At 63.6% G+C, this 14,460-nt stretch carries 13 protein-coding genes; 8 read left to right on the top strand and 5 right to left on the bottom strand.

What is annotated here, in order from left to right:
• Positions 1-5: 5 nt before the first annotated feature.
• On the bottom strand, positions 6-1,184 hold the full coding sequence (locus OQE56_RS09655) for a BaiN/RdsA family NAD(P)/FAD-dependent oxidoreductase (protein WP_267223859.1): 1,179 nt from the start codon (positions 1,182-1,184) through the stop codon (positions 6-8).
• Between the two features lie 267 nt (positions 1,185-1,451).
• Here OQE56_RS09655 and OQE56_RS09650 point away from each other — a divergent pair, with 267 nt between their 5' ends.
• Positions 1,452-1,934, top strand: a complete 483-nt coding sequence (locus OQE56_RS09650; RefSeq protein ID WP_267223857.1) for a YajQ family cyclic di-GMP-binding protein — start codon at positions 1,452-1,454, stop codon at positions 1,932-1,934.
• 101 nt (positions 1,935-2,035) lie between these two features.
• Here OQE56_RS09650 and OQE56_RS09645 read toward each other — a convergent pair whose 3' ends face one another.
• Both OQE56_RS09645 and OQE56_RS09640 read right to left on the bottom strand, forming a co-directional pair.
• Positions 2,036-2,722: a DUF1345 domain-containing protein gene (locus OQE56_RS09645; protein ID WP_267223855.1), complete on the bottom strand. Its 687-nt coding sequence runs from the start codon at positions 2,720-2,722 to the stop codon at positions 2,036-2,038.
• A 142-nt stretch (positions 2,723-2,864) separates the two neighbouring features.
• The gene (locus OQE56_RS09640; protein WP_267223853.1) at positions 2,865-3,140 is read right to left on the bottom strand and encodes a GNAT family N-acetyltransferase; all 276 of its coding nucleotides are present in this window, start codon (positions 3,138-3,140) and stop codon (positions 2,865-2,867) included.
• 248 nt (positions 3,141-3,388) lie between these two features.
• Between OQE56_RS09640 and OQE56_RS09635 the strand changes: the two genes are divergently transcribed.
• Positions 3,389-4,219 carry an intradiol ring-cleavage dioxygenase gene (locus OQE56_RS09635; RefSeq protein ID WP_267223851.1) on the top strand — a complete coding sequence of 277 codons (831 nt, stop codon included), beginning with the start codon at positions 3,389-3,391 and terminating at the stop codon, positions 4,217-4,219.
• On the opposite strand, the gene OQE56_RS09630 is transcribed toward OQE56_RS09635, so the two are convergent.
• The gene (locus tag OQE56_RS09630) at positions 4,197-5,324 is read right to left on the bottom strand and encodes a 3-deoxy-7-phosphoheptulonate synthase (protein WP_267223849.1); all 1,128 of its coding nucleotides are present in this window, start codon (positions 5,322-5,324) and stop codon (positions 4,197-4,199) included. The two genes, OQE56_RS09635 and OQE56_RS09630, sit on opposite strands and share 23 nt — an antisense overlap.
• A 423-nt stretch (positions 5,325-5,747) precedes the next feature.
• Between OQE56_RS09630 and OQE56_RS09625 the strand changes: the two genes are divergently transcribed.
• The 6 genes from OQE56_RS09625 to OQE56_RS09600 all read left to right on the top strand — a co-directional run bounded on the left by OQE56_RS09625 (position 5,748) and on the right by OQE56_RS09600 (position 13,918).
• Complete coding sequence (locus OQE56_RS09625) at positions 5,748-7,616, top strand: 3'-5' exonuclease (RefSeq protein ID WP_267223847.1); 1,869 nt, start codon at positions 5,748-5,750, stop codon at positions 7,614-7,616.
• Between the two features lie 79 nt (positions 7,617-7,695).
• Positions 7,696-8,784: an aromatic ring-hydroxylating oxygenase subunit alpha gene (locus OQE56_RS09620; protein WP_267223845.1), complete on the top strand. Its 1,089-nt coding sequence runs from the start codon at positions 7,696-7,698 to the stop codon at positions 8,782-8,784.
• Positions 8,781-10,067 (top strand): amino acid permease, encoded by a 1,287-nt coding sequence (locus tag OQE56_RS09615; protein WP_267223843.1) that lies wholly within the window; start codon positions 8,781-8,783, stop codon positions 10,065-10,067. Before OQE56_RS09620 ends, OQE56_RS09615 begins: the two co-directional genes overlap by 4 nt.
• Positions 10,068-10,164: 97 nt before the next feature.
• The gene (locus OQE56_RS09610; protein WP_267223841.1) at positions 10,165-10,767 is read left to right on the top strand and encodes an SH3 domain-containing protein; all 603 of its coding nucleotides are present in this window, start codon (positions 10,165-10,167) and stop codon (positions 10,765-10,767) included.
• 341 nt (positions 10,768-11,108) lie between these two features.
• Complete coding sequence (locus OQE56_RS09605; RefSeq protein WP_267223840.1) at positions 11,109-12,509, top strand: glycosyltransferase family 2 protein; 1,401 nt, start codon at positions 11,109-11,111, stop codon at positions 12,507-12,509.
• Positions 12,506-13,918 carry a hypothetical protein gene (locus tag OQE56_RS09600; protein WP_267223838.1) on the top strand — a complete coding sequence of 471 codons (1,413 nt, stop codon included), beginning with the start codon at positions 12,506-12,508 and terminating at the stop codon, positions 13,916-13,918. Before OQE56_RS09605 ends, OQE56_RS09600 begins: the two co-directional genes overlap by 4 nt.
• A gap of 9 nt (positions 13,919-13,927) precedes the next feature.
• Here the strand turns inward: OQE56_RS09600 and OQE56_RS09595 are convergent, their stop codons facing one another.
• Positions 13,928-14,392 (bottom strand): hypothetical protein, encoded by a 465-nt coding sequence (locus OQE56_RS09595; RefSeq protein WP_267223836.1) that lies wholly within the window; start codon positions 14,390-14,392, stop codon positions 13,928-13,930.
• Between the last annotated feature and the right edge of the window lie 68 nt (positions 14,393-14,460).

Raw genomic sequence — 14,460 nt, 5'->3', positions numbered from 1 at the left:
CGAAATCAAGCCACTTCGCCCGCCGCGTGGCCCGACGCCCACGCCCACTGAAAGTTGTAGCCCCCCAACCAGCCGGTAACGTCGACCACTTCCCCGACAAAAAACAGGCCGGGAACGAGCTTCGATTGCATGGTGGTGGAGGAAAGGCCGTCAGTATCGACACCGCCCAGCGTCACTTCCGCCGTGCGATAGCCTTCGGTGCCACTGGCCACCATAGGCCAGTCGTGCAGTTGTGCGCCGATCTGGGCCAGCTCTGCTTCGCGGTACTGACGCATGGGACGACTCTCGAACCACAACTCGCAAAGCCGCTGCGCGAGACGGCGCGGCAACACGTCGGCCAGCACGTTCTTCAGTTCGGCAGCGGGCCGTTCTGTGCGTTGCGCCTGCAGCCATTCCGAGGCGTTGGTATCGGGCAACAGATCGATTCGCAGATCGTCACCCGGCTGCCAGTAGGAGGAAATCTGCAGAATGGACGGCCCGCTGATACCACGATGGGTAAACAACATCCCGGCGCGGAACGCCTGCTTGCCCACGCGTGCTTCGACCAGGGGAAGTGCCACGCCGGAAAGATCCTGATAGCGCTCCTGATGCTTGCCGCTCAACGTCAGCGGCACCAGGCCAGCCCGCGTCGGCAACACGTTATGACCGAACTGGCGGGCCAGTTCGTAACCGAAACCGGTGGCGCCCATGGTGGGAATGGACAGGCCGCCCGTGGCCACGACCAGCGATTGTGCATGCACTTCGCCATGCGACGTCATCACGTTGAAGCCTTCGTCCGTCTTGCGCACGCGCTGGACGCCACAGCTGGCTTCGACACGCACACCGGCCTGCGCGCATTCGTCGAGCAGCATGCGCACAATGAGCTTGGACGACTCGTCGCAGAACAGTTGCCCAAGCTCCTTCTCGTGATAGGCGATGCGATGCTTCTCCACCATGGCGATGAAATCCCATGGGGTGTAACGCGCCAGCGCGGACTTGGCGAAATGCGGATTGGCCGACAGATAGCACGCTGGGGTCACCCCCATATTGGTGAAGTTGCAGCGCCCACCGCCGGACATCAGGATCTTCTTGCCCACCTTGTTGGCGTGATCGACCACCAGCACGCTGCGGCCGCGCTGCCCCGCCACCATGGCGCACATCAGCCCGGCGGCACCGGCGCCGACGACCAGAACATCCACTTTCACGCGTACACCGCCTTCATAACCTGCTCCCACCGCATAAGCCGCGCATTATCCGCCAGGCGGAGCCACATGGCTTAAGGCAACACCGGCTAAGTTAGGCGGGGCCGTCCCTGTCTGCCCGCATCCCTGCGGGGCGTCGACTCAACAGACAGCCAGTCTGCCTTCGCCGCCACCCCTGTGATCTGCGAGCAGCCAGGGACGGTGACGACGGCGATACTTAGTCGGTGTTGCCTTAAACTGCCGCTTTCCATCCTCCCCGGAGCCTCCACCATGCCCTCCTTTGACGTGATCTCCGAAGTCGACAAGCACGAGCTGACCAACGCCGTGGACCAGGCCAACCGTGAGCTGGCCAACCGCTTCGACTTCAAGGGCACTGACGCAAAGTTCGAGCTGGACACGCTCATCATCACCCAGAGCGCACCCAGCGAATTTCAGCTAGAGCAGATGCTGGACATCCTGCGCGGCCGCCTGACCTCGCGGAAGATCGATATTCGCGCGCTGGATGTGGGTGATGCCGAAACCAATCTCGGCGGTTCGCGCCAGAAGATCACCGTGAAGCAAGGCATCGAACAGCCGGTAGCCAAGAAGCTGGTGGCGTCGCTGAAGGAGGCCAAGCTGAAGGTCGAGGCGCAGATCAATGGCGACAAGCTGCGCGTGACTGGCAAGAAGCGCGACGACCTGCAGCTGGCCATGGCCGTGCTGCGCAAAGCGGATGTGGAGTTGCCGCTGCAGTTCGACAATTTCCGCGATTGATGCGGATGGGATGCGGCCCCGGCATGCTGGCCGCACGCCTCTCAGCCGTCATGCCGGCCTGCGCCGGGATGACGGCACGCGGCGGTGGTGCGTAGCGCGGACTATCCCGCCAACCCCGCCGCAATATTCACGCTGATCGCAATGATGAACACATTGAAGAAGAACGCGATCACGCTGTGCAGCAACGCCACGCGGCGCAGATAACGGCTGGTGATCTGCACGTCCGATACCTGAAAGGTCATGCCAATCACGATGGCGAAGTAGGCAAAATCCCAGTAGTCGGGCTGAGCCGTACCGGGAAATTCCAGCCCTTCGTGCTTCTCGCCAAAGTCGCCGTAGTAGCCATGGGCGTAATGCATGGCGAACATGACATTGAGAAACAGCCATGACAGCACCAGACTGGCCGCCGCGACCAACAACGCCTGCGCCCCGCCACTTCGCGCTGCGCCCAACTCCGTGGTCAGCGCCAGCGCCACCACGGCAGTGAGCGCCAGCCCCGTCCACAGCACGCCCCAGCGCCCCGTGTCCTGCTTGCGCGCCTGGCTTTGCATCAGCTCCGGCGACGAGGTGCGGTTGAACATCAGCGCGAGTGCGATCAGATAGACCAACACGCCTACGTCGAAGCCCAGCAGCAGCGCTTTGGCCGCCTTCAGGTGCAGGCCCTGCCACAGCACCAGTCCCGTCAGCAGGAACACCGCACCCGATGCCGACAGTCGCGGCCGGGCGCGAAAAACACGAAAAGGAAGCCGGTGACGCGCGGCGGGCAACTTTCCATCCGGCGCGTTCATGCAACGGCCTTTTCGCAGGGCGTACGACACGTCGTCAAGGCGAACTCTCCCATGACCCGGGCTTGGGCATGGCGCATCTTAATGCGTATCGCAGGCGTGACTGCGACTACCTCCGGGTAGCGAAGGCGATGAGGCAGCGACCTCAGATATGCAGGTCGGCGTACTCCGGGTGCCGCGTCATCCATATCTCGGAATAGGAGCACGCCGGATCGACTCTCCAGTGCTCTTCGCGGGCCGTGTCCAGCGCCGTGCGCACCAGGTTGGAAGCAATGCCGCGACCGCCGACGGCCGAAGGAACGATGGTGTGCGTGATGGTCATGACGCCATTCATCAGCGTGTAGTCGAGCACGCAAGGTACGCCATCCACCTTGATCTCGAAACGATGCGCTTGGGGATTGTGGCTGATCTCGGCGGACATGAAACGCTCCCACGGCATAGCAAGGCGGCGCAGCATAAAACACTGCACGGCGAATCTCATGTGAAGGTGCTGACGTCTGGCTTTCGCGTTTCGTGCATGACCGGTTGGACATACTCTGCGAACACGGGTTTTCTTCCACTGCGCCGATGCACTCAAGGGCGCGGCTCGGCTGTTGTCATCCCCGATACCACTCAAGCGTTCGGAAGATGCCGCGTCTGCATGACGCCCAGACATCATCGGAACACGTCGTGAAAATCACCTGGAATCGGCGGCATTTTCTGCAGCTGTGCCTTGGCGGTATCGCTGCCCTCCCCTTGTTCCGCGTCGCACGCGCGCTTCCCGATGGCCGCCCGGCATGTCGTCTCACTCCAGAACAGACAGAGGGCCCGTATTACCTCGACCGCGCACTGCTGCGGCAGGACATCACGGAGGGGAAACCCGGCTTGCCCTTGACGCTGCGTTTCGACGTGTTGGACAGCCGCACTTGCCGGCCTTTGAGCGGCACGGCACTGGAGGTGTGGCACTGCGACGCGCAAGGCCTGTACTCAGGGTTTACCGCGATGACGCCAGCTGGCCCCGGCATGGGGCCGCCGCCCGGCCGGCCGCCACACGGCATGCCTCCCGGGCCACCGCCTGGTGCTGGTGGCCGGCCGCATGGCATGCCGCCCAAAAGTGTATCGACGGATCCACTGACCTTTTTGCGCGGCGCGCAGCTCGCCGACGCGCGCGGACAGGCTGAGTTCCGCACCATTTTTCCCGGCTATTACGCGGGTCGCTGCAACCATATCCATCTCAAACTGCATGTCGGCGGGGAGATGCAGGATGGTCATTACCGTGGCGGACACGTGGTGCACACCGGCCAGCTGTTCTTTCCGGAAGCGGCCAGCCTTACAGCCATGGCGGGCGCGCCCTATCAGCGACAGGGCGAATCGCGCATCACGCTCGACGAGGACAACGTTTACACCACGCAGCACGGCAGCGAATCGATGGCCACGCTTTCGATGGAAAACGGCGTGCAGGTGGCGCGGCTGACATTGGCCGTCGACCCCAGCGCGCTCAGTCGGGACAGTCTCGGATAAGCCTCATCCGGCTCAGCACCCGGCCGCCACCCGGGTAACGCGCCGCCCGCTCGACATCGCGACGGGCGCGCACTGCCTGCGCGAGCCGATCGAGCACAGCGACGGTCGACTCCCAATCAATGCAGCCGTCGGTGATGCTCTGGCCGTAGCGCAACGGCTGCCCGGGCACCAGTTCCTGACGGCCGCCAACAAGGTGGCTTTCCACCATGACGCCGGCAATGCGCCGTTCGCCGCCGGCCACCTGCGCGGCGATATCGTCCACCACGCGCGGCTGGTTTTCCGCCAGCTTGCCGCTGTTGGCGTGGCTGGCGTCGATCATCACACGACTATCAAGACCCGCCTTCGCGATGGCAGCGCAGGCAGCATCGACGCTAGCAGCGTCGTAGTTGGGCGTCTTGCCGCCACGCAGAATCACATGGCAATCCTCGTTGCCCGTGGTGGCGGCAATGGCCGTCTGGCCATCTTTAGTGACTGCCAGGAAATGGTGGGGTTGCGACGCAGCCTGCACCGCGTCGACGGCGATTTTCACATTGCCATCGGTACCGTTCTTGAAGCCCACCGGGCACGACAGGCCCGAAGCGAGCTCGCGATGCACCTGGCTTTCCGTCGTCCGCGCGCCGATAGCACCCCATGCCACCAGATCGGCGATGTACTGCGGCGTGATCATGTCGAGAAACTCGCAACCCGCCGGCACGCCCTTTTGATTGATGTCGCGCAGCAGACCGCGCGCCATGCGCAAGCCCTTGTCGATACGGAAACTGCCGTCGAGATCCGGATCGTTGATCAGCCCCTTCCAACCCACCGTGGTGCGAGGCTTCTCGAAATACACACGCATGACGATCTCCAGCTCATTCGCATAGCGCTCGCGCTGGGCGATGAGCCGGTCGGCATATTCCAGCGCCGCATCGATATCGTGAATCGAGCAAGGCCCGACCACCACCGCCAGACGGTCGTCCACGCCAGCCAGAATGCGATGTAATGCATGACGCGATGCGGTCACCGTGTGGGCGGCGCGCGCACTGATGGGGCCATCGCGCATCACCTCGGCTGGCGTGCTCAGCGTCGTGATGGTGCGAATGCGTAAATCGTCGGTGGAAGGGTTCACGGTGGTCTCCTGGTGGGGTGCACTGGCGACCATAAAAAAGGCCGCCAGTGGTGGCTGGCGGCCTTTTTGGGAATGGTGACTTGTCGTTAAGACAGTCGCGACCAACCCTCCGCCAGCGGCATCGGATAGCCGTAAAACCAAAAATACTGGCGGGCGGTGTGGGAGGTCATGGTCGATAGAGATAACACAGGATTTTTGCGCGCGCAAAGGATGCATTTGAAACCAAGCGATAGCCTTTGGTGACGAGATCCCCCTGGAACGTCCTCGCCCGCCCTGCCCGCGAACCGATTCGCCACTGAGAACGGCGTATCTGCCGATACGCTGCAGCACTGGCAAAAACCCAGCCCCGGGGCCCGTGGTAGCTCCATTGACACGCCCTGCCGATCCGCTAACGTCGCCGGACCGGACGTCAGGGGCGCCACGATGGCCAAGCTCATTCCATCCCGAAACAGCTGCCTTTCGCGCATGACCAGCGGCGAAAAGCGCTTGTCTGAGCGATTGGAGCAGAAGCTCGAAGACGATTACCTGCTGTGGTACGACGTCCCCGTCGGTCCCAAACAGCGCCACCCCGACTTCATCGTGTTTCATCCGCGCCGTGGCCTGCTGGTGCTGGAAGTGAAGGACTGGAAGCCCGGCACCATCCAGCACGCCGACCCCACGCTGTTTACCCTGCTCACTAACACCAGCAGCGTGAAGCAGCCCAACCCGCTGATGCAGGCGCGCGATTACGCCACCGAGATCTACAAGGTGCTGCAGCGCGACCCGGCATTGCGCTTTCCGTCCGGGCACACTCACGAAGGCAAGCTGATCATGCCGTGGGGTTATGGCGTGGTGCTCGCCAACATCAGCCGCAAGCAGTTCGAGGCGGGTGAACTGGAGAAGGTGATTCCGGCCCACCTGGTGATCTGCCAGGACGAGATGTACGAATCAGTGGAGCCGGAGGCGTTTCAGGAGCGTCTGTGGGCGATGTTTCCGTGGATTTTTCCGCAGGCGCTTACGCTGCCGCAGATCGATCGCGTGCGCTGGCACCTGTTCCCCGAAATTCGCGTGGAAGCGGGTGACGGCCAGTTCGGCCTGTTCGCATCCAGCGACAAGGCCAAGGTCACCAAGGTGGAGGTGCCCGACCTCATCAAGGTGATGGACGCCCAGCAAGAACTGCTCGCCCGCTCGCTGGGCGATGAGCATCGCATCATTCACGGCGTGGCGGGCTCAGGCAAAACCATGATTCTTGGCTTTCGCGCGATGGAGCTGGCACGCGCATTGTCCAAGCCCATCCTGGTGCTCTGCTACAACAAGACGCTGGCAGCGCGGCTGGATCAACTGATGGGCGAGCGCGGCCTGAGCGACAAAGTGCAGGTGTACAACTTCCACAAGTGGTGCCGCAGCATGCTCACGGCTTATCACGTGCCGCTGCCACCGGATGGCCCGCACTTTGCCGAGGAGCTGCCGCCGGCGGTCATTGCCGGTGTCGATCACGGGCAGATTCCGCGCTTTCAGTACGGCGCGGTGTTAATCGACGAAGGCCACGATTTCGAACCGGATTGGTACAAGCTGATCGTTCAGATGATCGACCCCAACACCAATTCGCTGCTGGTGTTGTACGACGACGCGCAAAACATCTACGGCCAGGCCAATCGCAAGAAACTCAGCTGGAAGAGCCTGGGCGTGCAGGCACAGGGCCGCACGACCATCCTCAAGCTCAACTACCGCAACACGCTGGAAATTCTTTCGGTGGCGCGCGCGTTCGCCAACGAGCTGCTGCTGGAGCGCAGCGAAGACGAGGACAGTGTGCCGCTGATCGCGCCGGAAAGCGCCGGCCGCCGTGGCGCGCTGCCCGAACTGATCCGCGTGGAGCGACAGGAAGATCAGCTGCCGGCGATCCTTCAGCGCCTGCGTGATGAGCGCGATAACGGCCGCCCGCTGTCGGACATGTCCGTGATTTTCCGCAACAGCTGGGAAGGCGAGAAACTGCACGAAGCCTTGCAGCGTGACGGGATACCGAGCCGGCTGGCCGAAGGCAATGGCAAGACGTCACTGTTTGTCGTGGACGACACGGTGAAGCTGGTCACCATGCACTCCAGTAAGGGTCTGGAGTTTCCGTTGGTGATCATTCCGGGCCTGGGGTCGCTGCCCAAGCCCGGCAAGAACGAAGCCGATGAAGCACGCTTGCTCTATGTCGCGATGACGCGTGCGACGGAGCGGCTTGTGTTGATCCACCATGAGGACTCCATCTTCAGCCAGCGCATCCGCCATTCGATCAACGATGTGCAGGAGCAGCTCACGACCGTGTGAAAAAGTGGCCGATTAGACCCCTATCCGGCCCGGCGGCAGGCGGTCAATACTCAGCCAAACCACCACTGGCGAGTTGCGCATGCGTGATCTGCTCGATGCTCCTGTTCTTGCCCCGCAACCGCTCGATCACGCACTGACCCTGCCCGCACGTTTCTATACTGACCCACGCATGGCGGCGCTGGATGCCCGCGCGATCTTTGCGCGCAGCTGGCAGCTGGTTTGCCATCAGTCACAGCTGCCCGATCCGGGCGACCATGTGGTGACTCAGATAGCTGGACTGCCCTTGCTGGTGGTGCGTGGAGAGGATCAGGTCATCCGCTCCTTCCACAACGTCTGCCGGCATCGCGCAGGACCCATCGCCAGTTGCGACGGCAAGGGCGCCAAGGCGTTGCGCTGCCGGTATCACGGCTGGACCTATGGCCTGGATGGTGTCCTTCGCGGCGCCCCGGAAATGGGTCGCACACCCGACTTCCATCCATCGGATATCCGTCTGCCCGAGGTACGCGTGCAGGTATGGCAGGGCCTTGTCTTCGTCGCGATTGGCGATGCACCGCCGTTCCAGGAAATCGTGGCCGGGATCGACGAACGCCTCGGGCCCGACCGCTCGCTGGAGCACTACGTGTTCCATCACCGCTCCAGTTACGACGTAGCGTGCAACTGGAAGGTTTACGTGGACAACTACCTCGAGGGTTACCACGTACCCTGCATCCACCCTGGCCTGAACAGCCTGCTCGACTATCGCAGCTACATCACCGAGACCGCCGAGTGGTATTCGTTCCAGTTCAGCCCGCTGGAAAGCGCCAGCGACCTGTATGGCAGCGGTGAAGCGCTGTACTACTTCATCCACCCCAACACCATGCTCAACATTCTGCCCGGACGCTTGCAGACCAATCGCGTGCTGCCGCTGGGCGTGGATCGCTGCCGCGTGGAATTCGATTTCTACTACGCACCCGACGACAGCGCCGAGGCGCAGACGCGGCGCGCACGCGATGTCGACTTCAGCGACGAAGTGCAGGACGAGGACATCACCATCTGCGAGGACGTGCAGCGCGGACTCGCCTCTGGCTCCTATGAAGCAGGACGGCTGAACCCGCTGCGCGAAAACGCCGTGCACCATTTCCACGAACTGGTGCGCCGCGCTTACCGCGACACGCTCACCGACGCATGAGCATGCCGCCACGGGTGATCGGGCTGTGGACGCTGATCGCCCTGGTGATCGGCAACATGATCGGCTCAGGCATTTTTGTCTTGCCTGCATCGATGGCACCGTTCGGCGCGGCCAGCCTGCTGGGCTGGGGCATCAGCCTGGGCGGTGCATGGATGCTGGCGCTGGTGTTTGCGTGGTTGTCGCGCAGCATCCCCAATCACGGCGGCCCCTACGCTTATGCGCGGCGCGCATTTGGTGACCGCATGGGTTTCGTGGTGGCGTGGAGCTACTGGGTTTGCACCTGGTCGGCGAACGCGGCCATCGCCGTCGCCTTCACCGGCAGCCTGGGCGCACTGTGGCCCGCCGCCACCGCCACGCCACTGCGCGGTGCGCTGTGCTCGCTGGGGGCGTTGTGGTTGTGCACCGGCATCACGCTCACCGGCGTGCGCGAGGCCGGCCGCGTCGCCGTCATCACCACCTTGCTCAAGCTGGTGCCGTTGCTGGTGTTTGGACTGCTGGGGCTGACCGCGCTGCACGGCGGCGTCCATGCGCCGTTCAATCCCAGCGGCAAGCCGCTGGCTGAAGTGTCGCTCTCGACCGCCACGCTGGCACTGTGGGCCCTGCTGGGACTGGAGACGGCGACGGTGCCCACTGGCGTCGTGGCCGACCCCTTGCGCACCGTACCGCGTGCCACCGTGATCGGCACGCTGATGGCGGGCGTGGCAACCATGCTGGCGTGCACCGTGGTCATCGGCATGTTGCCCGCGGAGACCTTGCAGGGGTCACCCGCCCCCATGGCGACCGCCGCAGCGTACGCGTGGGGCCCTGCCGCTGGCGTGGGGATGGCGGTGGTGGCGGCCATTTCCTGTTTCGGCACCCTCAATGGCTGGGTGTTGCTGGTGGCGCAGACCACCATGGCCGCCGCGGAAGACGGCTTGTTTCCACGCGCATTCGCTCGCACCGATAAGCGTGGCACGCCGTGGCTGGGCCTGCTGGTGAGCAGCGTGCTGGCCAGCGCCTTGATCGCAGCGAACTACACGCGCTCACTCGTGGCGTTGTTCACCTTCATGATCCTGTTGTCCACTGCGACAACGCTGTTGCCGTACCTGATCACCACGCTGGCGTGGTGGCGCCTGGACGGTGCGCACGCCAGCGCGTGGCGCAGGATGGTGGCCGCAGGAGCGCTGATCTTCAGCGTCTGGGCGCTGGCGGGCGCCGGCGCCGAGCCATTGTTGTGGGGCGCCGTGCTGTTGCTGGCAGGATGGCCGATCTACCTGTGGCAGCGGCGCTGCGTGCCTGCCTGAATGCAACCTGCCGCGCGCGTTAATGCGGCTCGCCAAGTTGACGGATTCTTCGCACTCACCGCAGTCTGATCGCGATGACTATTCGGGAGAAGCGTCGATGAAGCGATTCTTCTGGTCCCTGCTGCTGTTGTTGGGCCTTGCTGCACCAAGCCATGCGCAGGTGTTCAACGGCGTGGTCACTTCCTACGTCGACCTGTATGCCGGACCGGGCATCGCCTATCCGACCATTGCGCAGTTGCGGGCTGGCACCGCCGTCAACATCCAGGGGTGCACAACAGGTTGGGCCTGGTGCGATGTCGTCACCATGGGTGCGCGTGGCTGGGTCGCCGGCACGTTTGTGCGGTACATGTATCAGAACCAGCCGGTGTACGTGACCGATTACGGCGCACGCATCGGCATACCCGTCGTCGCGTTTTCCATTGGCGTGTATTGGGGCAACTATTATCGCGACCGTCCGTTCTACCGGAACCGCGACTACTGGTATAGCCGTCCCTATCCGCCGCGCCCGCCGCCCCGCCCGCCGGGATGGCGTCCGGGTCATCGCCCGCCACCGCCCGGTTATCGGCCGCCCGCGCCGGGCCATCGCCCACCGTCGCCAAGCCATCGCCCGTCACCGCCGCCGAGCCAGGGTGGCAACCGTCCTCCGGGTCAGGGGCAACGGCCGCCACGCCCCAAAACCTCCAGTCAAAGCGGCAACTGAATCCGCGCATGCCCTGCATGAGGTGACGCCGCGATGCTTCGCTGCGTGAGGTCATCTCCGGTCAGTTTGTGCCTTGCAGCGTCGCACCGGGCGCGGGCACCACGCGCCATCTGAGCGTTTTTTCGGTATTCCGCCCCTGTTTTGCCCATGGCACCACCAGCGCGTGTGCTGGCATGACTCTTGCCGCATCTGTCATCAGGGACGGGAGAGTTACCACAAACCACCAAGGTCATTCAGGGCTAGCCGGCATCCGTGCGGACACGCCCCACCCATCGAGCCTTATCGATGGGATGGGCTGATGTGTGCCCACGCCAAGCCGGCTCCTGCGAAGGAAAACCCACATGAGCGTCAACGCGCAAGATTGGTCCAAGCAGTCACCCTCGGCAGGTGCGTTGTGTCTGCCGCAGGCAGCGGCCAACGACAGTCAGCTGCGTCGTTGGTACTACCTCTCCGTGCGCTTCAAGTTTGCGCTGGCCGTGACGCTCTCGCTTGGTTGGGCGGTGTACTCCTACTTCCTTGCGCAGCGCTGGATCCACGAACTGAGCGGTCTGGTGGGAATGACGCTCGCGCACGTGATGATCTTTGGTATCGCCATCCTGCCGGGCTTCATGAACGCATTTCTGGTCGTGGGTCTGTTGCTTGACCGCAGGCCGCCGCGCACGCAGTTCGCCGACAGTGCTTACCCGGGCATCACCGTGCTGGTGGCTGCCTATAACGAGGAGGATTCCATCCTCGCCACCATCGCCAGTATTGCGAAGCAGGACTATCCGGGTCCGCTGGAAGTGATGGTGATCAACGACGGTTCCACCGACGGCACCATGGACAAGCTGCGCAGCGTGTCGTTTCCATGGCTGCAGGTGATCGACCTGAAGTGCAACGGTGGCAAGGCAAAAGCCTTGAACAACGGACTGCGATTGGCGACGCATCCGCTCACCATCACGCTGGACGCGGACTCCTACCTCTACCGTCACGCCTTGCGCCGCCTGGTCGAGCGTTATCTCAGCGACCCACCGACGACGGCCGCCGTGGCCGGCGCTGTGTTGGTGCGCAATTCGCGGCACAACCTGGTGACGCGCATGCAGGAGTGGGATTACTTCCACGGCATCGCGGCAGTGAAGCGGCTGCAAAGCCTGTTTCAGGGCACGCTGGTGGCGCAAGGTGCGTTCTCGCTGTATCGCACGGACATTCTGCGCGTGGTCGGCGGCTGGCCGGAATGCGTGGGCGAAGACATCGTGCTGACCTGGGCCATCCTGCGCGACGGTCATCGCGTGGGCTACTGCGAAGACGCCATTACGTTCACCAATGCACCCACCTCGTTCGGCCAGTTCATCCGCCAGCGCCAGCGCTGGTCGCGCGGCCTTATCGAAGCGTTCAAGGCGCATGGCAGCCTGCTGTTCCATCGCCGCATGAGCACGCTGTTCATCTGGTGGAATCTGCTGTTCCCGTACATGGATCTGGTTTACACGCTGGTGTTCATTCCGGGCCTTCTGCTTGCCTGCTTCGGTATTTATTGGCTCGCCGGCCCGATGACGCTGTTGGTGTTGCCGATGGCGTGCCTGGTCAATTACCTGATGTACCTGATTCAGTCGCGCATGTTTCGTGCGCAGGACCTCACCGTGCGCAGCAACCCGGTCGGCCTGCTCGTCTACACACTGTTTTACGGCGTGGTGCTGCAGCCGGGTTGCGTGATGGGCTACATGGCCGAGCTGTTGCGGCTGCGTAAGCGTTGGGGAACGAAATGAAAGCGCGACTGCCATGGCTTGCCCTGTTCCTGTTGCCCGCCGTGCACGCGCAGAGTGCATCGATGGCGCAGGATATTCAGGCCGGTCGCGCCGCTCTGCTGGAGAGCCATCCTGCACAGGCACGCACGCGGTTCGAGGCAGCGTTGGCGCAACCGGATGGATCGCGCGATGACCGTTATGCTGCGGCGATGGGACTGGGACAGTCCTCGTTGTGGCTGGGCGATTACCCAGCAGCAGAACGGGCGTTTCGTACCGCACGCGAACTGGCGGCAGACGCTTCATCACGGGAGGCCGCCGATACCGGCCTCGCGCAGGCGCTCAATGCACAGGATTACCCACGCGCGGCTTACGCGCTGGTGGCGCCGTATGCCAAGGGACAGGCCCGCCCGACGCTGGAATTGATGCGCGCATCGCAGTCGCTGGGCTGGCAGGATCGCAGTGTCAGCTATCTCGACGCCACCACCGCTCCTGACGGACAGGGCTACCTGCCGCGGCAGTACAAGCTGCTGAGTGACGATGTGCGCCTTGCCATGGCACCACAGATCCAGGGCGATTTCGGCTACAGCCACGATAGCGACGGGCTGGATACCTGGCATCTCGGCGCGTCCTATCGCTTTGCGCCCGACGTACACGAAAACTGGACACAGCGCTGGGGCGTCGCCACCAGCACCACGCGTGTGGATGACGGCATCGACGTGCGCCATCTCGACGACGTATCGCTGCTGGGTCAATGGCGCATCGGCAACAACAACGCTATCGACCTCAATGTGGGCCCGGGCCGCAGCGGCAGCTGGAACTACGTACAGGGTGCAGCCCACTGGACGCTGCAGCCCAGTGACAGCTTCAGTGTCTCCACCGGCGCCGAGCGTGCACCGGTGCCGACTGACACGGCCATCGCCGATCGGCTGATCTACGATGTCTACAGCGTTGGAACGAGCATTCGTCCCGCGTCGCGCTGGTATATCGTGCCCACGTACTACCGGCAGAATTTCAGCGACGGCAATCACCGCGATGGCGGCACGCTGCGCGTCCTGCTCAGTCCGTATGACATTCCCGACACGGGCGGCGCGATCGGCGCGGAATTTTCAGGGCGCATCTTCCATAGCAGCCAGCCGAGTCACGGCGTCTACTTCAACCCCGCCCATTACCGCACGGCGCAGATCGGGTTGGTCGGCGTGTACAGCTTCAACCAGGACTGGAAAGTGCGTGGCGTGGTATCGGCCGGCCGACAGGTCACCGATGGTGCCGGCGCGGGTGTCTACACCGTCGGCGTGTCGCTCAATGGCCGGCTGCCCGGCAATGGCCGCCTGGAGCTGCAGCTCGGTCGTAGTTCCACGGCATCGGCCAACGGCGGTGGCTCGGGTTACTGGTGCAACAGCCTGAGTCTCAGCGTGCGCTATCCGCTCTGAGATCGGCTATCACCACGGCCACCATCCGCGGTGGTGTTGCGCGTAGCGATCCGCCGCGCGTTCGAACCGGTTGCGCACGCTGATACCGCCGCACAGCGCGTAGAGCGGCAGAAACAACGGCCCCAGCACCATGTACTGGTAAACGTGCGCCCGCTCGTGATCGGCCAGCGAGATGTGTGGCTGGTGGCCGTGACCTGCACGGTGCGCGTAGGTGAGGCACGGCGTATCCAGATCGTTGCCGGTGTAGAGAATGACATTGCCCAGCGTGAGCGCCCCGCCCGCGCCCGGCGCCGGCATGCACCGGAATGCCAGGGCGCATTCGCGCCGCCGCCATTCCGGCCGTGCGCCCCACGGCATGCAGGCCAGCCCAGCAAGCGCGCCCAGTGCGCTGTTGGGCAGCGTCCAACCCATGCCGAGCAGCACCACGAGAACGCGCAGGGCGCTCGTTCCGGCCGTTTCATGCTGCTTGCTCATGCCAAGCCTGCTCCACCCTTGTTTCAGGTCGTCGCCAACACCATCTGACGCGGCATCGAGTCTTCTTC

This window comes from Dyella silvae (assembly GCF_026421305.1).
Lineage (GTDB): Bacteria > Pseudomonadota > Gammaproteobacteria > Xanthomonadales > Rhodanobacteraceae > Dyella > Dyella silvae.
Note: the sequence above shows the minus strand (reverse complement) of the source record. Positions and strands in the feature narration are given on the sequence as shown.